Below are 20,911 nucleotides of genomic sequence, written 5' to 3' on the forward strand. Positions count from 1 at the left end.
TGTTTAAACGAAAACTGTTTCGAAAAGTCTGGTTTTATGGTGTGTATGTCGAATAAGTTTAGTTTTTTTGAGTGTAATTGGAAATTTTTATGGGGAAATCAGTCACTTGTGTGCTTTTAATCGATGATGATAAGGCCACAAATTTCTTTAATCAAAGGGTAGTTACTAAACATAATAGTTTTGATAATGTAAATACGGTGCAGAGTGGGAAAGCTGCATTAGAGTATCTATCCAAAGTTGAGAATAAAGAAGCAGTGAAACCAGATCTTATTTTTTTAGATATTAACATGCCAGCTATGAATGGCTGGGAGTTTTTAGTAGAATTTGCTAAGCTAAATAAGATTACTACAGAAGGGATTAAAGTGATTTTATTATCTACATCTTCTAATCCCGATGACGTTAATGAGTCAATAAAAAATCATTCAGTAGATGATTTTATAAATAAGCCATTATCATTGGATTTGTTAGATAATGTTATAGAAAAACATTTTACTATTAATATTGTGAAAAGTTAAGCTTAGCACTCTTTAGATAGCTTAAGTGTTTTTTATATTTTTGCCTAAATGAATAAGTTAAAAAGGATCCTTTTAGTTGACGATAGTAAGGCAACCAATTTTTTTAATAAAACAATAATCCTAAAAACTGATTGTGTTGAAGAAGTCGTGTTAGCAACTAATGGCGAAAAAGCTTTACATAGTATCCAGACGAGTTCTGTTCCCGATATAATTTTTCTTGATTTAAATATGCCTGTAATGAACGGGTGGGAGTTTTTAGAACAACATGAGGAGTTGTCAGAACATTGTAAGAACTCAGTAATTGTGATATTATTAGGTACTAAGTTAAGTACGGAGCAGGAAAAAAAACTAACATCTTTTTCAAGAGTTATGGAGTTTAGGGATAAGATGTTAACCAAAGAGATTGTTTTAGAAATTATTTCTACATATTTTAAAGATTCGGTAAGTTAATAGCTGTGTAAATCTTTAGGAATGATCTTAAATTTCCCTGAAAGTTACTTTTTTTTAATGTGAAATACGTTTTATCGTGTTTTTTGTGCTTTTAATCGTAAATCAGCTGTTTAGAATTTTGTTGAAGATTGTTTTTTAATATAGATGTGTTTCTTTTGTGCGAAACCAACGAAAATATATTATGAATAATCCAATTGATTGCGTTTTATTGATTGATGATGATAAGCCTACTAATTACTTCAATAGCAAAGTTTTATCAAAACATAATAGTTTCAATAACATAATGGTAAGACAGAGTGGTAAAGCTGCTTTAGAATATCTAAATGACGTCGAAAAAGGAACTGAATTAAAACCTAATCTAATCTTTCTTGATCTTAATATGCCTGCGATGAATGGTTGGGAATTCTTAATTGAGTATTCCAAATTAAATCAAAAAGTGATAGAAGGGATTAAGGTTATAATACTTACCACATCTTCTGATGTTAGCGATGTAGAGAAATCTAAAGAAAACCATTTTGTAAAAGACCTTGTTAATAAGCCATTATCATTCCCAACTTTAAATAAAGTAGTTAAAAGACATTTTTTTAAACCCCACTCCAATGAAAACAATAGCAAAAGTACTTTTAGTCGATGATAGTGATGCAACCATTTTTTTTAATAAGATCGTACTTTCAAAAACTGGATATGTTGATGAGGTATTGATCGCTAAAAATGGTTTAGAGGCTTTACAGATTATTCAATCAGGAATAGTTCCAGAGATTATCTTTTTAGATATTAACATGCCGGTAATGGATGGTTGGGAATTTTTATCAAAATTTCAAGATTTAGAAAACTCTTTAAAGAATACAACGATCATTTTAATGATTGGAGCAGAACTGACAAAAGAAGATAAAGAATTAGCAGGTTCTATTGATCAAATTAAAGAATTTAGTGGTAAAATGTTATCTAGAGTTAGTGTAGATGGCATTATAACTAAATACTTTAATGAAGAATTAATTCCGGTAGAGTAAAGTATTCTTTCTTTAAATCCATCAAACAACATTAGTTTTAAGAAACTTTTGTTTTTTATTATTTATATTGCACAAACGGTTTAAGAACACAAACGTTTTAATAGGAAATAAATTTAAAATTACCTTTATGGTTAGATTACAGACTATATCCTGTATCGCCTCAATATTCTTTTTTTGTCAAATAACTTTATCACAATCTAGAGCAACTATCTCTGGGAATGTTTCCGATCAATTTGGTAGTTTACCGGGAGCAAGAGTTAGTATAGAAGGGACTAATCAAAACACTACAACGGATGTAAATGGAAACTATACGTTTGATGTAGAAGAAGGCGAGTATGTTCTTACAGCTGGATTTGTGATGTATAACTCAGTTTCAAAGACTACAATCGTAAATGTGGGAGAAACTACCCAGTTGGATTTTGTTCTAGAAACGGGGTTTTCTATAGATCAACCCATTTCAGTCGGTTCCAGAGCAAAACCAAGATCTTTACTTAAAACAACAGCTCCTGTAGATATTATTTCTCCTCAGGAGATTACTAATTCTTCACAAATAGAGTTAAGCCATATTTTACATTATTTAGTTCCATCTTTTCACTCTACTAATCAAACCATAGCGGATGGTACGGATCATATTGATCCAGCAACTTTACGTGGTTTAGGACCTGATCAAATCTTAGTATTAGTGAATGGGAAACGCAGGCATAATAGCTCTTTGTTAAATGTAAATGGAACTGTTGGTAGGGGTACAGTGGGGACTGATTTTAATGCGATTCCTATAGCATCTATAGAGCGAATAGAAATATTACGTGATGGAGCAACTTCTCAATATGGATCAGATGCAATAGCAGGTGTGATAAATATTATTTTAAAGAAACAAACAGAGGTCATTAATATAGATAATAGGGTTGGTATTACGACAGAAGGAGATGGTTTCACTACGTATTCTGCGGCTAATTTTGGATTAAAAATTGGAAAAGAAGGATATATCAATGTAACTGCCGAATATAGAGATAGAGAGTCGATAAATAGGGCTGGAGATTATACAGGTACTGTATATACTGAAGATCTTGTAGAAGATCAGAGGTTGATCCAAGAAAATAATTTCTTTGACCAAACAGGCTATTCCGGAAATAGAGTTATGGAAATTGGAAGTGCAGAAACGCAAAACCTTACGTTGGCATTTAATGGAGAAATCAAAATGTCCGAAAAAGCAACATTTTACCTACAAGGAGGAAGAAATTATAGAGAAGGGATGGCAGCTGGATTTTATCGTTTTCCAAAGGATCAGGATAGAGTAGTTCCAGAGTTATTTCCTAATGGTTTTTCTCCTCAGATATTAACAGATATTCAGGATGATGTAGTGGCAGGTGGAATTAGAGGAGTCAAGAATGGATGGAATGTAGATTTTAGTCACTCTATTGGTATCAATAGTTTAGATTATACAGTAAATAATTCTAATAATGCTTCGTTAGGAGTAGCCTCGCCCAGAACTTTCTATGCCGGCGGGTTTGAGTACCAACAAAATACTACGAATCTAGATATTTCTAAAACTTTTGATTGGCTCAAAGGAGTTAATATAGCATTCGGAGCAGAATTGCGAGTAGAGAATTATCAAATTATTGCAGGAGAAGAAGCATCATATATAGCAGGTGGTAGTACCTATTTTGATGAATTTGGAGATGAGCTTCCAAGAGCTGCCGGAGCTCAAGTTTTTCCTGGTTTTCAACCAGAAAATGAACTAAATCGTTTTAGAACAAATAGTTCCGCCTATTTTGATGTTGAGACTAACATATCAGAAAAATTATTGGTTAAAGCAGCAGCAAGATATGAAGCCTATAATGATTTTGGAGGACAAGCTATCTGGAAACTATCAAGTAGATATAGAATTAATGATGGTATAAGTGTTAGAGCAGGATTTTCTACAGGTTTTAGAGCACCATCATTGCATCAAGTATTTTTCCAAAATATTAGTACACAATTTGTAAATGGAGAAAGTATTCAGGTAGGGACATTTAATAATGAAAGTGCTGTAGCAACAGAAGCATTTCAGATTGATAAATTAAAACCAGAATTATCCAAGCATTTTAGTGCCGGAGTAAGTGGGAAATTGAATGATAACTTCACTTTTACTTTTGATTACTACTTAATTAATATTGATGACAGAATTGTACTCTCTGGTAGATTTGCAGAAGGGTATGAAACAATTCTTGAACCATTTGGGGTAGGTGCGGCTCAGTTTTTTACCAATGCTATTGATTCTAAAACATCAGGAGGAGATCTAGCAATACATTATAAAGAAGATCTTGGTAGTGGAAAATTAGGCGCTTCTTTAGGCGCTAATATTACTAGTACTAAGGTAAAAGGAAATATAAAAGTATCTCCTTCTCTTATTGGTCAAGAGGACGTACTTTTTAATAGAGAAGAGATTGCAAGAGTAGAGTCTGCACAACCTAATTATAAAGTAAACTCTTTATTTTCGTATGAGTTTGGTAAATTTCGATTACAAATGGTTAATACTTTATTTGGAGAAGTAAAGTTCGTACATCCGGATGATGGAGATCAATCAAATTGGGTACTAAATAATTATACCGGAAATATAGAATCTCGTGATCAAACATTTTCTCCAAAACTAACAACCGACCTAGCAGTTTCTTATCAGATTAATGATTATGTGAAATGTACACTAGGAGGGAACAACATTTTTAATGTCTATCCAGATAGACATAAACATTCAGCAAATACTAGTAACGGCAATTTTGTTTACAGCAGAAGAGTACAACAATTCGGAGTTAATGGTGCTAATTATTATCTTCGGTTATTGTTAAAGTTATGATTAATAATTTGTGTATTTTTTTATGTATTCAATGGAATAGGCAATATGTTTTAATCGCATTGTTAGCCTGGTTTTCCGTATTTGGGGCTAACAACCTTATTGCTCAGGAGACAGCTAATGAAGAAGTGAAAAGAGTACAACGTGCCATATTCATATATAATTTTGCGCAACAAGTAGGCTGGCCAGAAATAGATGAGATAGATACTTTTAAAATTGGGGTTTTGGGACCAGATAGAACAATCATCGACCTAAAATCAATGGCTCAAAAAAGGAAGATTTTTGGAAAGCCGGTAGAAATTGTTCGTTTTCAATTTGTAAAAAGTATTAAAGATGTTCAGTTGTTATATGTTCATAATAAGTATAATTATGATATAAATTATATTCTTGGCAAAATTTCAGAAAAAAATATATTACTAGTTACAGAAGATTACTTTTATAATTCTTCTATGATCAACATGGTTAATGTTGGCGATTCTTTTGAATACGAGATTAATGTAAATCGAATTAAAAATGAAGGTTTTGTAACAGCTCCCTCGTTAGAACAATACGCAATTACGTCTTCTCAAAAATGGAAAGGTTTATTTAAAACAGTAGAAGAATCCTTAGAAAAAGCTTTAGACGAAAATGAGGAACAGAAGGTTGCTATTAAGGATAAAGAAGAACAAATAAAGCAACAAGAAGAAAAAATATCAAATCAAGCAAGGGCTATTGATACAATCCAAGGGAGTATAGTAGATAGAAATAATTGGATTGAAAAGCTATCAAGTGAAAGTAAAATACAAGAAAAGAAATACGAAGAAAAATTACTTATAGAAAAAGAGCTAGAGAGAAATATTCAAGATCAAGTTACATTTATAAAAACTCAAGAAAAAAAGATTGAAGCGAGTATTCAGGAGATTGAAAAGCAACAAGAGTATTTGGAGGAACAGAATGAAGAGATTAGAAAAAAAGAGGAAATTTTAGAACAACAACGTTCAGAGATAGATAATCAAAAAAAGATTAATTGGTACTTAATTGCGTTGATCGCTCTAATTCTAATTGGAGGTTTTTTTATATATAGAAGTTATCTCAATAAAAAAAGATTGAATGCGTCCCTAGAGGAAAAGAATAAAGAAATACACGAGCAATCATTAGTGCTAGAATCAAAAAATAAAGAACTAGAACAATTTGCGTATATCGCTAGTCACGATTTGCAAGAACCTTTAAATACAATTTCCAGTTTTATAGGTTTAATATCAGAGGATTATGGCGATAGTTTTGATGATATCGGAAAGGAAAGCCTTAATTTCATAAAGGACGCTAGTATTCGGATGAAGAAGCTTATAGATTCTTTATTAGAATATTCTAGATTAGGTAGAACGAGGGATTTTACAAAAGTGGATATGAATAAAATCTTTTCAGAACTAAAAGGAGATTTTAAAAATATTTTGGAAAGGACTAATGCTAAAATAGATTCAAAAAAATTACCTATTATAAATGGTAATCCTGTAGAATTACGATTATTGTTACAAAACTTAGTAAGTAATGGAATCAAATTTATAGAGGACGATATTATTCCAGAAATTCAAGTAGGAGCTGTCCAAAAACATTATAAAGATAACCCATCCAAAAAATATTGGGAGTTTTCAGTTAAGGATAATGGAATTGGAATTCCCAAAATTCATCAAGATAGAATCTTTGCAATTTTCCAAAGATTACATTCCAGAGAAAAATATCAAGGTACTGGAATAGGATTAGCGCACTGCAAGAAAATTGTAGAATCTCACAACGGCGAAATTTGGTTAGAATCAATAGAAGGAAAAGGAACAACCTTTTACTTTACGATTCCAGAATAATAACAAAGTAATTAATAAGTAATATATGATAAGTAAACTATACTATATAGTTTACTTATCATATACATTGTTTTTTAAACTTCAGGTCTACCCTTAAGTCTTTTTTCAATTTTTTGTTTTTTAGCAGTGATGATCTTCATCATTTCCATGATCTCCGGATCTTTATTTTGTTTGTAGATTTCATTAAGACTCAAAACGAGATCTTTTGCTTCTCTAGATGCTTCAACTCGATCACTAGTGGACATATTGCTCATACTTCTGCCCTCAAACTCACGTGCTTTCTCCATTAATTCCATAACTCAATATTTATTGTAATAATAAAAATGTTTTAGACTATTTGATAAAAAAATAAACTATTTAGCCTTTAATTTAACACTTTTGGGGTAAATATATAAAAAAAAACCACATTTATCATCTCTTATATATAACTGAAATAAATGAAATGATAAATGATGATTATACTTGGTTTTGATAAATAGATGTTTTTTTAGCAAATGTTGTGTTTACTTCAAATATTTAACTAATTAAATACATTGTTTTTTAAGTTTTTATCCATTTTATAATTTGATAATCTATTATTTTCAGAAAAATAAATAGATAATATTTTTATTGTAAATAAATAGGACTGGGATCTCCATTATATAAAAACTGGACTACAAATATTTTTTTAAGAAGTAATATCATTGTAGATATACTAAAAAATGTAAAAAATGTATAACGGAGATTTGAGTTCTAAAGAGTATGATGGATATTATGGTAGATATATTGATAAAGTATCTCCAAAACAAGATTTGAGAGAAGGTTTCGAAGTAGGTCGAAATACTGTAAAAATCTTTTTTGAGTCGATTTCTACAGATAAGCAAGAATATAGGTATGATAATAATAAGTGGAGTCCAAAAGAGATTTTACAACATTTAATAGATACTGAGCGTGTATTCATGTATCGATGTTTCCGTATTGCTAGAAATGATAAAACTTCTTTGGCAGGGTATGATCAGAATATATATGTAGATCCTTCAGGAGCGAATCAAAAATCGATGACCGAATTGATAAGTGAATTCGAAATAGTGAGACAGAGTTCTATTTCCTTTATTAATAGTGTTACGGATTATCAGTTAACATACATAGGTAATGCTAGTGGAGGGGATATGTCTGCTCGTGCAGCAGCATTTACAATTATTGGTCATGAGATTTGGCATATTGACATTATTAAAGAAAGATATTTAGTATAACTTTAATTCACTAATATAGCTTTGGAGATATTGACTAACATAGTCTTTATAAAAAATAAAAACCAGAAGTTTCAAACTTCTGGTTTCAAACTAAATACATTTTAACAAGCACAAAGATTTTCATTTTCATACCAAACTACCGTGGTACCGCCTCCGCTAAATTCTTTTCTGGTAGTGAATGATGTACAAACTTCACCAGCAGGACAATCATTAGAATTTAATACACATGGTCGATTAGAGCATGAATCAGATATTATTTCATCACCTACTTCTATAGGCCCAACCATACCTCCTTTAATGTTTTTTTGCTGATTTCTGTCTAGTGTTCGCCCCAGGTTTAATAACTTTTTTTTCATGATGATAATTATTTTAAAAATGATTAATTCCCTGAACAATTTAAAAGACACTCAGGGAGTGTGTCTCATATTTATAAAAGTGAAATAAAATAAACAATACAGTTGTAAATGATCTTTTTAAAAAGATATAGGGGCTTTGTTTTTTCTTAAAGATAAGATAGAATTAATATAGTTTTGATTATAATTAACTATTTTTTAAGGATTTAGCATTTTATTTTCATAGCTTAGAGAGGCTCAGGAATAACGAGATATACTATTCTGTAATAATATTAATATTGTTTATAAAAGTTGTTGCATTAATAAAAATAGGTGTTCAGAAAGACAGCTATTTTTTTAAGATGTTATATGAATTATGATGCGATAATCGACTTAATGTGAAGTTGTAATTCGGGGATTATTTCTTTTTTAAACCATTCGTTTTTAGCCTGCCATATGTTATTTCTTGGAGATGGATGAGGTAATAGAAAATAATTGGGGAGATATTCTTTATAATTTTTCACAGATTCTGTAAGTGTTCTTTTGAGTCTGTTTCCTAAGTAGTATTGTTGTGCATACGTTCCAATTAGTAAGATGAGTTCTACCTCTTTCATAGTGCTTAACAATTTTTGATGCCACAATGGAGCACATTCTTTCGTAGGAGGGAGATCTCCAGATTTGCCTTTTCCAGGATAACAAAAACCCATTGGAACCAATGCAGTAATTTCCGAGTTATAAAAAGTGTCATTATCAATACCCATCCAAGCCCTTAAGTTTTGTCCGCTTTTATCATCCCACGGAATTCCAGATTTATGAACAACACTTCCGGGAGCTTGTCCTATAATTACAATTTTGCTATGTGTACTAGCAGAGACGATAGGCCTAGGACCTAGTTCTAATTTTTTGGCGCATACGTCACATTTAGAAATTGAAGATAAAAGAGTGTCCATATAAAGTTGGGAATTTAGAAGGTTAAATTACAAAATATTCTAACAGATTGTTTTAATAATAAGCTTGTTATAAGTACAATATATTTAATCCAGTTTCTCGAATATTAAATGAGAGTTCATAGTTTATAATAATAAATATTATTGGTTTGGTCGTTTTTTTGAGTATTTAATAAAGAAGCACTTAAAAGTTTAACAAAAATTTAAGCATGTGTGTTTTTACTGATTTTTTTGTCACTTTTTGACTGTTTTATTGAGAATTATTTAATTTAAAAAATGATTTTAATGTATTGTTTATCAGTCTCTTATGTTGTTTTTGTTACAAGATTTGTTTTGCGGAATCCTGCAATGCAGATCCGATGTAGGTAGTCTCTAGGCCTATGGTGGTTTGATATTATTTTTCTACTTTTAAAGCTAACGGAAGTTAGTCTTGTAACAAAACTTTAGGAATCTCTTCTAGTAATTGATTAGCTAAAGTACTTTTTTACAAGAAAAAGTTCATCAGACTTATTTTAATATTCACTCAATCAAAAAAGAGGTTTATGAAACGTAGAGATTTTATTCAATACACAGGATTAGGAGCAGGTGCTTTAATGATGCCTTCACTACTTCTGGGAAATGATATTCCCGCAGAAGCACTGCTTAATCCGGGAATGGATATAGCCATTAAAAAACGAATGGCTGATGTAGCGCTCAATACTGCAAAATCATTGGGAGCAACATATGCCGATGCCAGAATCGGTAGGTATTTAAACCAATATGTATTTACTCGAGAAGATAAAGTACAAAACGTGGTTAATACAGAATCATTTGGTATCGGAATTCGAGTAATTGTTAATGGTACTTGGGGATTCGCATCTACCAATAGTGTTACCGAAGACGGAATTAAGAAAGCTACAGATCAAGCAGTAGCAATTGCAAAAGCAAATTCCAAATTTCAAAAAGAAGAAGTAAAGCTGGCTCCTGTAAAATCGCATGGAGAAGTATCTTGGAAAACTCCTATTAAAAAGGATTTTAAAGATGTACCAGTTTCCGAAAAAGTAGACTTATTACTATCGGCAAATGCAGCAGCATTAGAGAACGGAGCTAATTATGTGAATTCTGGACTCTTTATGGTAAATGAGCAGAAATATTTTGCATCTACCGATGGATCATATATTGATCAGGATGTACATCGTATCTGGCCAACATTTACAGTTACCGCAATTGATAAAGGTACTGGTAAATTTAAATCACGCCAAGCAATGAGTGCTCCGATGGGAATGGGGTATGAGTATATGGATGGATTAGCTTCAGAAAAGCTAAAAGGCCCTGAAGGGCTCAATCTATATCGTGGAAGTTATGATATCATAGAAGATGCTACTATAGCTGCTAAGCAAGCGAAGCAAAGATTAACTGCTAAATCTGTTGAAGCTGGTAAATACGATTTAGTATTAGAACCAAATCATTTAGGTTTAACAATTCACGAATCTGTAGGACATCCATTAGAATTGGATAGAGTTTTAGGATATGAAGCTAATTATGCAGGAACAAGTTTTGCTACCTTAGATAAATGGAAGACTAAAAACTTTAAATACGGTAGTGATATTGTAAACCTTGTGGCAGATAAAACCCAAGTAGGTTCCTTAGGAGCTGTAGGGTATGATGATGAAGGAGTAAAAACAAAGAAATGGGACTTAGTGCGTAATGGTGTATTAACCAATTACCAAGCAATACGTGATCAGGTTCACATGATAGATCAAAAAGAATCTCATGGATGTTGTTATTCTCAGAGTTGGAATGATGTACAATTCCAGCGTATGCCTAATGTTTCCTTAGAACCAGGAAAAGAGAAGTATTCTATAGATGATATGATCAAAGACGTAGAAAAAGGGATCTACATAGCAGGTAGAGGTTCTTATTCTATAGATCAACAACGATATAATTTCCAATTTGGTGGAACTGTATTTTTTGAAATCAAAAATGGAAAAATTGTAGGTATGCTAGATGATGTAGCGTATCAATCTAATACACAAGAGTTCTGGAATTCTTGTGCTAAGATATGTGACAAAGATGATTACCGAATGTTCGGATCATTCTTTGATGGTAAAGGACAGCCTTCGCAAGTAAGTGCTGTATCTCATGGAAGTTCTACCACACGTTTTAATGGTGTGAATGTGATCAACACAGGTAGAAAAATTTAAATCACAGTCTTATTTACAAATAAAAAATATCATGGCAATATATTCTAAAGAAGAAGCAAAGCAGATTATGGAAAAGGCATTGAGCTTTTCTACTGCAGATGCTTGTGAAGTAAATTTAAGCGGAAGCGAAAGTGGTAATATCCGTTATGCTAGAAATACAGTGTCTACAGCAGGACACAGATCGAATCAAACCTTGGTTGTACAATCTAATTTTGGAAAAAAATCGGGTACTGCTACGATTGATGAATTTGATGATGAGTCATTAAAAAAAGTGGTAAAAAGAGCTGAAGAACTGGCAAAACTCTCTCCAGAGAATCCAGAATTCATGGCCCCACTGGGACCACAGACATACGATAAATCGATTACATATAAAGAAGCCACAGCAAAGGTATCACCAGAATATCGTGCAGAAGTTGCTAATAGCAGTATCGAACCAGCTGCTGCTAAGGATGTTACTGCGGCGGGGTTCTTTAATGACTCGGCAGGTTTTAGCGCAATGATGAACTCTAGTGGTTTGTTCGCATACAACCAATTTACTGATGCTAGTTTTACAGTAACTATGCGTAGTAATGACGGTACTGGATCTGGTTGGGTGACAAGAGATTACAATGATATTTCTAAGTTTGATGCGGTAGAAGCCTCAAACGTAGCGATCAACAAAGCTGTAATGTCTAAGGAAGCCAAGGCAATAGAGCCAGGAAAATATACGGTTATTTTAGAGCCAGCAGCTTCAGTTGGTCTTTTAGGTAATATGGCATTTGCATTTAATGCACGTACCGCAGATGAAGGACGTAGTTTTATGTCTAAAGAAGGTGGAGGAACCAAAATGGGAGAAAAGATCGTAGATGAGCGAGTGAATATTTGGTCAGATCCGTTAAATCCAGAAGTGCCTACAGGAACTTGGAACGGTTCAGGACAACCACTAAAAAAGACGAGTTGGATAGAAAATGGAGCAGTAAAAAACTTAGCGTATAGTCGTTATTGGGCAGAGAAAAAAGGAGTAGATCCTGTTCCTTTTCCTAACGGATTTATTATGCAGGGCGGTGATGCTTCATTAGAAGATCTTATCAAAGGAACTAAGAAAGGTATTTTAGTTACACGATTATGGTATATCAGAACTGTAGATCCACAAACATTATTATACACAGGACTAACCAGAGATGGAACTTTTTATATAGAAAACGGAAAGATTAAATATCCAGTTAAGAATTTCAGATTTAACGAGAGTCCAATCATTATGCTAAATAACCTAGAAACTCTAGGGAAGCAGGTTAGGATTGACGGAAATCTGGTGCCTTATATGAAGATACGAGACTTTACCTTTACCAGTCTTTCTGATGCAGTATAATCTTATAAGTACTGTCTTAACTAAAAATTAGAAACTATCAGATAGAGCGTAGTTAAAATGTATAGTGTAAATCACATATTTTTTAATTGCGCTCTAATGGTAGTAATTGATTTAAGAGAATCCTAATTAACTTTAATTTTAGATCATTTAGTATTTAATGATCTATATTGTTTCGTTAGTATACCTAGTTAATTTCATATTGAGCAATAAATTTTTCTTTACACGATTACAATACGAATCAGGAGATTGGGATGTAGACCAAAGGATGCCTTCTAACCTGTTAAATTCTCTTGTGGAGTATACTACATTAAAGGTAGATACTCAGGAGAAGATTATTTCATTAAGTAGTGATGAAATTTTCAAAAGCCCATTTTGTTATATTTCTGGTCATAAGTTAGTACAGTTCACTAAAAAGGAAAGAGAAAACTTTAAGAAGTATGTAAACAATGGTGGTTTTGTTTTTGCAGATGATTGTAATCACGATATCGATGGGTTATTCTCTAAATCTTTTGTTCGGCAGATGGGGGATATTTTCGGTCCGCAAGCGTTAAAAAAGATACCGAATGATCACGAAATTTATAAGGTATTTTTTGAGTTTGAGGATGGACCGCCCACTACATCTCAGGAATTAAATGGTTGGGGAGATGATATCGTACATGATTATTTAAAAGCAATAGTGATTAATGGTAGGATAGGGGTTTTATTCAGTAACAAGGATTATGGTTGCGAATGGGATTATGATTTTAGGAATAAACGGTGGTATAAAATAGATAATACCCGATTTGGTGTTAATATCGTGATGTATGCATTAACATCATAAAAGATAGTATTCATATGGATAAAGAGTTAGTAGATATAGAACAAGAAGTACATATTCTTACCGAAAAACTTCAGAAGTTAAGAAAGGAAATAGGGAAGGTCATTACAGGCCAAGAAGAAACTATAGAACAACTATTAATTACCTTTCTTGCAGGCGGCCATGCGCTATTAGAAGGCGTTCCTGGTTTGGCAAAAACCTTAATGATAAGAACATTGGCACAAGCTATAGACTTAAACTTTAAGAGAATTCAGTTTACTCCTGATTTAATGCCGTCTGATATTATTGGTACAGAGATACTGGAAGAAGATTATAGCACAGGAAAGAAATTTTTTAAATTTAATAAAGGACCTATTTTTTCTAATATCATATTGGCGGATGAGATCAATCGTACACCACCAAAAACACAAGCGGCTTTGTTAGAAGCAATGCAAGAGTTTGAAGTAACCTATTCTGGAAAAACATATGAATTAGACAAACCATTTTTTATTCTTGCTACGCAAAATCCAATAGAACAATCAGGAACATTTTCACTGCCAGAGGCACAACAAGATCGGTTTTTATTGTACATAAAAATTGGATACCCTACGGAGTCAGACGAAACAACAATTCTAAAAAATACGACAGGTGCAAAAAATGAAACCTTGAATAAAGTGATTTCGGGAGATGATATTATTAGATTACAGCATCTGGTTAGAGAAGTCCCTATAAGTGATGATCTGATTTCTTTTGTGAGTAAAATTATAAGAGCTACCAGACCAGAAACAACAAGGAATTCTTATGTAAAGGAATGGGTCAATTGGGGAGCAGGACCACGTGCTGGTCAAGCAATGATATTAACGGCTAAGGCAAGAGCATTAGCACAAGGAAGATTATCAGTGACTTTAGAGGATCTTAAACACGTGGCTATTCCTGTTTTAAGACATAGAGTTATCGTTAATTTTAGAGCAGAATCAGAAGGGATTACTTCTGATAATGTAACACATCATCTATTAGAAGATATAAAAGTAGGAGCTTAGAAAAAGAAGCGCGTGAGACAGGACTATCATCAATTATTAAAACCAGAACTTATTAAAAGCGTTTCTGGCTTATCGCTAATCGCGCGAGTATTAGTTGATGGGTATTTGTCTGGATTAAACAATAGCCGTAATGTAGGTTCGGGAATGGAGTTTACTCAATTTCGTAATTATGAACCAGGTGATGATCTAAGATTGCTGGATTGGAAAATGCTGGCCAGATCAGGACGGTATTATATCAAGCAATCAGAGGTAGAAACCAATATTTCTATAAAATTTATTTTGGATGCCAGTAATTCTATGCTACATAAAGAGCAGGAACTTTCTAAAATGGATTATGCCAGAGTATTAGTAGCTTCATTAGGATATTTATCTCAGAAACAAGGTGATGCTATTGGGTTGTTTGGGTTAAATGAAGATCGCTTATATGATTTATATCCTAAAATCCAGAAACAGCATTACAATCGTTTTTTATTAGAACTGGCCAATATAGAGAATAAAGGCAAGTGGCCAGTAAATCCAAATGCATCAAAAAGCTTACATGACCGCAATCATAAAGAACTCATTTTTTTTATAACAGATTTATACGAGCATAATGAAGAGTTAACTTCTTTTATAAAACGATTAAAAACCCCTAGAAACGAGGTGGTTGTATTACATCTTATGGGAAATAATGAATTAGAGTTTTCTTATAAAGGAACTGTAACATTTGAGGATTTAGAGACAGGAGCAAAGCTAAAAATAGATACGAAGACCGCTAAAAAAGAATACTTAAAGGCTTTAGAGGCCATGATCAGTACGACAAAAGATACTTTATTGATGAACGATATTAGTTATCACATGTTCAAATTAAATGATCATATCGGAGAGACGTTACAAGTGTTCCTTAAAAAACGAAATAAACTAATCTGATATGTCCTTCTTATATCCTACATATTTATGGGCATTATTAGGACTCTTGGTACCTTTGGCCATACACCTTTGGAGTAAAAAAGAAGGAAAAACAATAAAAGTAGGTAGTACTAAATTATTAAGCGAATCAGACTCTAAACAATCCAGAAGCATCCAATTGAATGAATTATTACTACTAATTCTTAGAATGATATTAATAGCAATGTTAGTTTTCCTAATTGCTGGATTTCAAATTAAGAAAGGAGCGAGTTCGACTCCAATAACATATATCATAGAACCTACGTTGGTACAAGATCAGAGGATACAAACCATTGTAGATACTCTAGAAAGTGGAGCATCGCTGCGACTCTTACAGACCGGTTTTCCTGAGTTGGATAAAGATGAGTTTGATTTTAAAAATGACGAAACACCTAACTATTGGCAATTAGCAAAAGAAATGGAAACATTGCGTTCCGATAGTATTGTTGTTTTTACAAGCGCAAAGATAACTGGGTTAAAAGGAGCTCGACCAACGATTTCTAAAAATAGTACTTGGATCGCATTGGATAGTAACGAACCTGTAGAAAGAGTTCTCAGCGTAACTAAAATAAAAGATACAGTAGAAATACTCTCAATTACAAGTGATCAAAATGTAGCATCTTTTAGTAAAGAAAGAGTAGCGAAGAATAGCAATACACTCGGGTATACTAGAACAAATGATAGTTTAGTCTTTTCGGCTAAAGGAAAAGAACAAACGGTAGCACTTACAGCGGAACGAACAGCGAAGGTGATGTTGGTGTATACAGATAGTCTAAAAACTCAAAAAAAATATATTGAGGCATCGCTAAATACAATATCAAAATATCTAAAGAGAACTATAGATATCGAAATACGAACAGCAACAGAAGACATAGCGTATTCAGAATATGATTTGGTAGTTTGGTTATCTACAGCGAGTGCTCCTAATACGACAACAAAATTATTGGTGTATCGTCCAGATACATTTGCTAATACTATTATTGAAGCAGGGACTTCGAGTACCATTTTTTACCTTACAGAACCGTTGAATAGAGAGAATAGTATTGATAAACACCTTTCAGAACAACTTTTGCAATTGTTTGATTTTTATAAAGAAGAAAAATTAGATATCGGTAACTATGATATGCGAAGTATTGATATATCAGAATTTGAACCCATAACTTCGGTGAGTGCAGGAGATAAAAAACAGTTTGAATTGTTAGATATTTCTAAATGGTTGTGGTTATTAGTAGCAATTGGATTGATAGCAGAACGAAGTATCGCAAAATATAGAAAACAATAGTGAGATCAGGATATAATATATTAGTTGGATTTAGACAGCGATGGCAACTGATGCTTTGGTTAGAAGTGGTCTTATATGCCGCAGGTCCTGCAATTCTTGTATATGTTGTCTCTTCTAGTGTTTTATGGACTGTGATTGCGCTACTTGTGGTAGTAAGTATTGCTGCAATGATCATAAAACCATGGAAACAGAGTTTAGAAAAAATAGCCAGTTATATCGATCTACATTTAGAAGATACAGAATATAGTACGAGTCTGCTATTAGCATCAGAAGAACATTTATCTGGTTTAGCCAGAATACAGCAACACAGAATACAGGATGTATTGATCACAAAGCTAAAAACCATAAAACCTCCGCATCATTTGATTAGAGGAATTGTATTGGTAAGTGTATGTGTGTTGATCGGTTTTGTGTTACACAAATTTGATCTATTTGGAGCAATACAAAAATCTCAGCAGCCAAAGATTACTCCAGAAACCATTGTTTTTACACCTACAGATTCTACGGAAGTATCAACAGCACCGCCAAAAATTCTAAAACAAGAACTACTTATTACATATCCACGATATACACAACTTCCTGCTGCCAAAACAACCACAATGGATATCAAAGCGGTAGAAGGATCGCGCATATCTTGGCAGATAGAGTTTGATAAAGAGATTAAAGAAGTGACTATAGAAAGTGCAGACAATAGGTATGCTATGAAACAGATCGATGGAGCATATAGGGGGAACACTATACTTAGCACTTCTGGATTTTATAATTTTAAGTTTACAGATCGCCAAAACAACTCGTATGTGTCGGATTTGTATGCTATCGAAGTGACAAAAGATAAGAGTCCTACTGTGGCCATTAAAGGAATAAAACAATTTACTTCTTTTGATTATGAGCAATCTAAAAAAGTATCCTTTATCACAGAAATCAAAGATGATTATGGGATTGAAGATGCCTATATTATTGCTACCGTGAGCAAAGGTTCTGGCGAATCGGTAAAGTTTAGAGAAGAGAAACTCAATTTTAGCAACGTAACTACAGGAAATAAAAACCTAAACCTCTCCAAAAGGATTGATCTGGATCAGATGAATATGGAACCAGGTGATGAGCTGTATTTTTATGTAGAAGCTTTGGATCGCAAAAGACCTAAAGCCAATATTGCCAGAAGCGAAACCTTTTTTGCAGTAATTAAGGATACGGTTTCCGATACTTTTGCGGTAGAAGGAACGATGGGAGTAGACCTGATGCCAGATTATTTTAGGAGTCAGCGACAATTGATTATAGATACCGAAAAACTTCTTAAGGACAAATCTAAAATGACGACCCAAGAGTATAAATCCAGAAGTAACGAATTAGGCTTTGATCAGAAAGTATTGCGTCTTAAGTATGCAGAATTTATGGGGGGCGAAACAGAGTCAGAAGGTATGACAGAAGGTGATGAACATGATGATGAGCACGAGCACGAAGAAGAACATGGTCATGAAGAAGGACACGAGGAAGAAGATCCATTAGCAAAATACACCCATAAACACGATAGTCATAACGAACATAATCTGGTAGAGGAAAAAGAAAAAAAGGAAGATCCTCTAGAAGAATATTTACATAATCATGATGATCCAGAAGAGTCTACACTCTTTACACAATCACTAAAGAGCAAGTTACGCCAAGCACTGAATGAAATGTGGGATGCAGAATTATATTTACGATTATACACACCAGAAAAATCATTGCCTTATCAGAACAGAGCGCTAAAACTAATCCAGGATATTAAAAATAGCGCGCGTATTTATGTACATCGCATCGGTTTTGATCCGCCACCCATCAAAGAAGATAAACGATTGACGGGCGAAACTGATAAGGTAGCTGGGTATAGAAAAACAGAAGAACTAGAACAAGAAGATCTGTATCCCGCAATACGTGAATCGATCGCTAGATTAGAAGCACTCATTTCAGAAAAAACGGGGATTACAGAGGATGATAAAAAACTTTTTGGCAAAGCCGGAAATGAGCTAGCCATAAAAGCGATAGAAGATCCAGGAAAATACCTAGAAACATTACAACAGCTAAAATGGATTTCTGAAGATGTAACAGTCCCACAAGAAGCATTGATTGCATTGCAAAAAGGACTATTTATGGCACTACCAGCAGTATCACCAAATCCTGTAAAAACAGCACAGCAATCGAGCGAAATAAATGATTTATTAGTAAAAGAGTTAGAAATTCATGATTGAGAATATTACTTTTTTACATAGTAATTGGATGTGGCAGATTGGGTGTGGTGCGCTGGTACTATGGTTAGTTTTTGTTTGGAAAGAATTATCTCTCTGGGGAAAACCAAAGTTTTGGATCAGAATCACGGTTGCTCTTCTTGCCGTGATATCTATAACGATCATCGCGCTAAAACCTGCTCGATCGATACTACCTAAAAACACCAAAGTAGCACTACTAACTTCTGGATATGAGCGATCACAGTTAGACAGTTTAAAAAATATATATAAACGATTACAGACGGTTGATTATATAGAGAATCAGCCCATTTTTGGGAAAGCAACAACTTCTGATACCGTTTTTGTATTGGGATCTGGTGTAGCACCTTTTGATTTTTGGCAGCTAGCGAATAATCAGGTACAGTATGTGTCTGGAGATATCCCCACAGGAATCATTAGATATACATATGATCAAGAAAAAGTAGTAGGAGCAGAGTTTGGACTAGAAGGGATCTATAACAATCCAATAGAAGGAAATAGATTGCTACTAGAAGGACCTGGAGGCAATGGCCTGGATTCTATTAACTTGGTTGCAGATGCAGAACAATCTTTTAGTTTACGTACCAAATTAAAAGCGAGTGGTACCTATATCTTTTGGGTAACCGAAAAAGACGCTACAGGAAAAATAGTAGCTAAGGATCCAATCCCAATGAAGGTGCAGGATCGTAAAAAATTACAAGTGTTGATCGTTAATGACTTTCCTACGTTTGAGACCAAGTATCTAAAAAATTACCTCTCCGAAATGGGCCACGAGGTATTGGTAAAGAGTAAAATTACCAAAGGAAAGTATAAGTTCGAGTATTTTAATAGAGACCGAACACCGATGGGTGCTTTTACTGAGAAAAACCTGAGTCCCTTTGATCTGGTGATCTTAGATGCTAATACAATCAAGAATCTTGGAAGAAATGCGACCACAGCGTTAGAGAATGCAGTAAGACAACAAGGATTGGGCGTGTTTATCCAGCCCGATGAAACCTCCTTTAGATCCAGAAAAGGATTTGCAGGATTTGATTATATATCGGTAAAACGTATAGAAACGAAGCTACCTATTGCACCAAAAACCAAGATAACAACTTATCCCTTTGTTTTTAATAATCAAACAGAGATTCTAGCCGTACATCGTAATACAGATAAGAAGATCATTTCTGGATATAAATATATAGGAAAAGGAAAAGTAGGCACTACGGTAATAGGGGGTACTTATGAATTGATTTTGGATGGCAATACCCAAGAGTATCAACAACTATGGGCAGGAATACTTACAGCCATTGCTAAAAAAGAAACTGCTGAGGTAGATTGGGATACCAACCAATTATTAGCGATAAAAGATCAACCCTATATCACTACACTAAGAACCAAAGTAGCTACACCAGAAGTAATAATAGCAGATGGATATCGCATAGCGATGCAGCAAGACATACACATACCCAATCGTTGGCAGGGAACCACCTATCCTAAAAAGCTAGGTTGGCACCAAATCTCGATTGCACAAGACAGTAGTGCGGTATTGGAGTATTATGTGACGGATACCATCGCTTGGCGATCACAGTTGGTATATGATAAGATGCAACAAAACAGTCGCTTTTTTGATCGATCCATACCTACAGCCACAGCAACAAGGGCTCCTGTAGCGCCCATAAATCCAATAGGGTTATATATCTTCTTTCTATGTTGTATGGGATATCTATGGCTGGTGCCCAAAATAGAAACTACCTAACTAGATGCTTATTTCCCCATTTTATAAAAGCTGATTTCTTGATAAAAAGAATATATCTTATTTGGATTTTAGGGAAATTTTACCCTATTTTTAAATCTTAACAAAAAAAGGTGAGTATTAGTAACAACCATTTGTAAGTGTTTGTAATCATTTACAAATGAAAATATACTTTTAATAAGGTAACTATATCCGCATGTTGTGCG

At 33.5% G+C, this 20,911-nt stretch carries 18 protein-coding genes; 15 read left to right on the plus strand and 3 right to left on the minus strand.

Translation table 11 applies throughout. The features are described from left to right. Positions 1-89: 89 nt before the first annotated feature. The 6 genes from BMY33_RS12620 to BMY33_RS12645 all read left to right on the plus strand — a co-directional run bounded on the left by BMY33_RS12620 (position 90) and on the right by BMY33_RS12645 (position 6,643). A complete protein-coding gene (locus tag BMY33_RS12620) occupies positions 90-515 on the plus strand; it encodes a response regulator (RefSeq protein WP_091408993.1) in 426 nt (141 codons plus the stop codon). Positions 516-563: 48 nt separating this feature from the next. Continuing rightward, on the plus strand, positions 564-965 hold the full coding sequence (locus BMY33_RS12625) for a response regulator transcription factor (RefSeq protein WP_091408994.1): 402 nt from the start codon (positions 564-566) through the stop codon (positions 963-965). Between the two features lie 181 nt (positions 966-1,146). Beyond that, positions 1,147-1,599 (plus strand): response regulator, encoded by a 453-nt coding sequence (locus BMY33_RS12630; RefSeq protein ID WP_091408997.1) that lies wholly within the window; start codon positions 1,147-1,149, stop codon positions 1,597-1,599. Further along, positions 1,565-1,975 (plus strand): response regulator, encoded by a 411-nt coding sequence (locus tag BMY33_RS12635; protein ID WP_091408998.1) that lies wholly within the window; start codon positions 1,565-1,567, stop codon positions 1,973-1,975. Before BMY33_RS12630 ends, BMY33_RS12635 begins: the two co-directional genes overlap by 35 nt. Positions 1,976-2,102: 127 nt before the next feature. Next, the gene (locus tag BMY33_RS12640) at positions 2,103-4,808 is read left to right on the plus strand and encodes a TonB-dependent receptor (RefSeq protein ID WP_244543013.1); all 2,706 of its coding nucleotides are present in this window, start codon (positions 2,103-2,105) and stop codon (positions 4,806-4,808) included. Next, positions 4,805-6,643 carry a YfiR/HmsC family protein gene (locus BMY33_RS12645; RefSeq protein WP_091409000.1) on the plus strand — a complete coding sequence of 613 codons (1,839 nt, stop codon included), beginning with the start codon at positions 4,805-4,807 and terminating at the stop codon, positions 6,641-6,643. The genes BMY33_RS12640 and BMY33_RS12645 overlap by 4 nt, the downstream gene beginning before the upstream one ends. Positions 6,644-6,717: 74 nt before the next feature. Here BMY33_RS12645 and BMY33_RS12650 read toward each other — a convergent pair whose 3' ends face one another. Next, positions 6,718-6,939 carry a hypothetical protein gene (locus tag BMY33_RS12650; protein WP_027391981.1) on the minus strand — a complete coding sequence of 74 codons (222 nt, stop codon included), beginning with the start codon at positions 6,937-6,939 and terminating at the stop codon, positions 6,718-6,720. 414 nt (positions 6,940-7,353) lie between these two features. Here BMY33_RS12650 and BMY33_RS12655 point away from each other — a divergent pair, with 414 nt between their 5' ends. Then, positions 7,354-7,875: a DinB family protein gene (locus tag BMY33_RS12655; RefSeq protein ID WP_091409001.1), complete on the plus strand. Its 522-nt coding sequence runs from the start codon at positions 7,354-7,356 to the stop codon at positions 7,873-7,875. Positions 7,876-7,976: 101 nt separating this feature from the next. On the opposite strand, the gene BMY33_RS12660 is transcribed toward BMY33_RS12655, so the two are convergent. Together BMY33_RS12660 and BMY33_RS12665 are read right to left on the minus strand one after the other, a co-directional pair. After that, positions 7,977-8,231 carry a hypothetical protein gene (locus tag BMY33_RS12660; protein ID WP_091409004.1) on the minus strand — a complete coding sequence of 85 codons (255 nt, stop codon included), beginning with the start codon at positions 8,229-8,231 and terminating at the stop codon, positions 7,977-7,979. A 350-nt stretch (positions 8,232-8,581) separates the two neighbouring features. Beyond that, the gene (locus tag BMY33_RS12665; RefSeq protein ID WP_091409006.1) at positions 8,582-9,157 is read right to left on the minus strand and encodes a uracil-DNA glycosylase family protein; all 576 of its coding nucleotides are present in this window, start codon (positions 9,155-9,157) and stop codon (positions 8,582-8,584) included. Between the two features lie 539 nt (positions 9,158-9,696). Between BMY33_RS12665 and BMY33_RS12670 the strand changes: the two genes are divergently transcribed. The 8 genes from BMY33_RS12670 to BMY33_RS12705 all read left to right on the plus strand — a co-directional run bounded on the left by BMY33_RS12670 (position 9,697) and on the right by BMY33_RS12705 (position 20,708). Then, positions 9,697-11,337 (plus strand): TldD/PmbA family protein, encoded by a 1,641-nt coding sequence (locus BMY33_RS12670; protein ID WP_091409008.1) that lies wholly within the window; start codon positions 9,697-9,699, stop codon positions 11,335-11,337. Positions 11,338-11,368: 31 nt separating this feature from the next. Beyond that, complete coding sequence (locus BMY33_RS12675; protein WP_091409010.1) at positions 11,369-12,685, plus strand: TldD/PmbA family protein; 1,317 nt, start codon at positions 11,369-11,371, stop codon at positions 12,683-12,685. A gap of 199 nt (positions 12,686-12,884) precedes the next feature. After that, on the plus strand, positions 12,885-13,505 hold the full coding sequence (locus tag BMY33_RS12680; protein ID WP_091409014.1) for a DUF4159 domain-containing protein: 621 nt from the start codon (positions 12,885-12,887) through the stop codon (positions 13,503-13,505). 14 nt (positions 13,506-13,519) lie between these two features. Continuing rightward, positions 13,520-14,521 (plus strand): AAA family ATPase, encoded by a 1,002-nt coding sequence (locus tag BMY33_RS12685; RefSeq protein WP_091409017.1) that lies wholly within the window; start codon positions 13,520-13,522, stop codon positions 14,519-14,521. Between the two features lie 12 nt (positions 14,522-14,533). After that, positions 14,534-15,430: a DUF58 domain-containing protein gene (locus BMY33_RS12690; protein WP_091409018.1), complete on the plus strand. Its 897-nt coding sequence runs from the start codon at positions 14,534-14,536 to the stop codon at positions 15,428-15,430. 1 nt (position 15,431) lies between these two features. After that, positions 15,432-16,730, plus strand: a complete 1,299-nt coding sequence (locus BMY33_RS12695; RefSeq protein ID WP_091409021.1) for a BatA domain-containing protein — start codon at positions 15,432-15,434, stop codon at positions 16,728-16,730. Beyond that, positions 16,730-18,955 carry a tryptophan-rich sensory protein gene (locus BMY33_RS12700; RefSeq protein WP_342028433.1) on the plus strand — a complete coding sequence of 742 codons (2,226 nt, stop codon included), beginning with the start codon at positions 16,730-16,732 and terminating at the stop codon, positions 18,953-18,955. Before BMY33_RS12695 ends, BMY33_RS12700 begins: the two co-directional genes overlap by 1 nt. Continuing rightward, on the plus strand, positions 18,948-20,708 hold the full coding sequence (locus tag BMY33_RS12705) for a hypothetical protein (protein WP_091409028.1): 1,761 nt from the start codon (positions 18,948-18,950) through the stop codon (positions 20,706-20,708). The genes BMY33_RS12700 and BMY33_RS12705 overlap by 8 nt, the downstream gene beginning before the upstream one ends. The last annotated feature ends 203 nt before the right edge of the window (positions 20,709-20,911 follow it).

The sequence above is a fragment of the Aquimarina amphilecti genome (genome assembly GCF_900109375.1).
Classification (GTDB): domain Bacteria; phylum Bacteroidota; class Bacteroidia; order Flavobacteriales; family Flavobacteriaceae; genus Aquimarina; species Aquimarina amphilecti.

What these genes read in the sequence shown, in the direction of transcription:
- BMY33_RS12620 (WP_091408993.1), top strand. Translation starts at nt 90, where the DNA reads ATGGGGAAATCAGTCACTTGTGTGCTTTTAATCGATGATGATAAGGCC.
- BMY33_RS12625 (WP_091408994.1), top strand. Translation starts at nt 564, where the DNA reads ATGAATAAGTTAAAAAGGATCCTTTTAGTTGACGATAGTAAGGCAACC.
- BMY33_RS12630 (WP_091408997.1), top strand. Translation starts at nt 1,147, where the DNA reads ATGAATAATCCAATTGATTGCGTTTTATTGATTGATGATGATAAGCCT.
- BMY33_RS12635 (WP_091408998.1), top strand. Translation starts at nt 1,565, where the DNA reads ATGAAAACAATAGCAAAAGTACTTTTAGTCGATGATAGTGATGCAACC.
- BMY33_RS12640 (WP_244543013.1), top strand. Translation starts at nt 2,103, where the DNA reads ATGGTTAGATTACAGACTATATCCTGTATCGCCTCAATATTCTTTTTT.
- BMY33_RS12645 (WP_091409000.1), top strand. Translation starts at nt 4,805, where the DNA reads ATGATTAATAATTTGTGTATTTTTTTATGTATTCAATGGAATAGGCAA.
- BMY33_RS12650 (WP_027391981.1), bottom strand. Translation starts at nt 6,939, where the DNA reads ATGGAATTAATGGAGAAAGCACGTGAGTTTGAGGGCAGAAGTATGAGC.
- BMY33_RS12655 (WP_091409001.1), top strand. Translation starts at nt 7,354, where the DNA reads ATGTATAACGGAGATTTGAGTTCTAAAGAGTATGATGGATATTATGGT.
- BMY33_RS12660 (WP_091409004.1), bottom strand. Translation starts at nt 8,231, where the DNA reads ATGAAAAAAAAGTTATTAAACCTGGGGCGAACACTAGACAGAAATCAG.
- BMY33_RS12665 (WP_091409006.1), bottom strand. Translation starts at nt 9,157, where the DNA reads ATGGACACTCTTTTATCTTCAATTTCTAAATGTGACGTATGCGCCAAA.
- BMY33_RS12670 (WP_091409008.1), top strand. Translation starts at nt 9,697, where the DNA reads ATGAAACGTAGAGATTTTATTCAATACACAGGATTAGGAGCAGGTGCT.
- BMY33_RS12675 (WP_091409010.1), top strand. Translation starts at nt 11,369, where the DNA reads ATGGCAATATATTCTAAAGAAGAAGCAAAGCAGATTATGGAAAAGGCA.
- BMY33_RS12685 (WP_091409017.1), top strand. Translation starts at nt 13,520, where the DNA reads ATGGATAAAGAGTTAGTAGATATAGAACAAGAAGTACATATTCTTACC.
- BMY33_RS12695 (WP_091409021.1), top strand. Translation starts at nt 15,432, where the DNA reads ATGTCCTTCTTATATCCTACATATTTATGGGCATTATTAGGACTCTTG.
- BMY33_RS12705 (WP_091409028.1), top strand. Translation starts at nt 18,948, where the DNA reads ATGATTGAGAATATTACTTTTTTACATAGTAATTGGATGTGGCAGATT.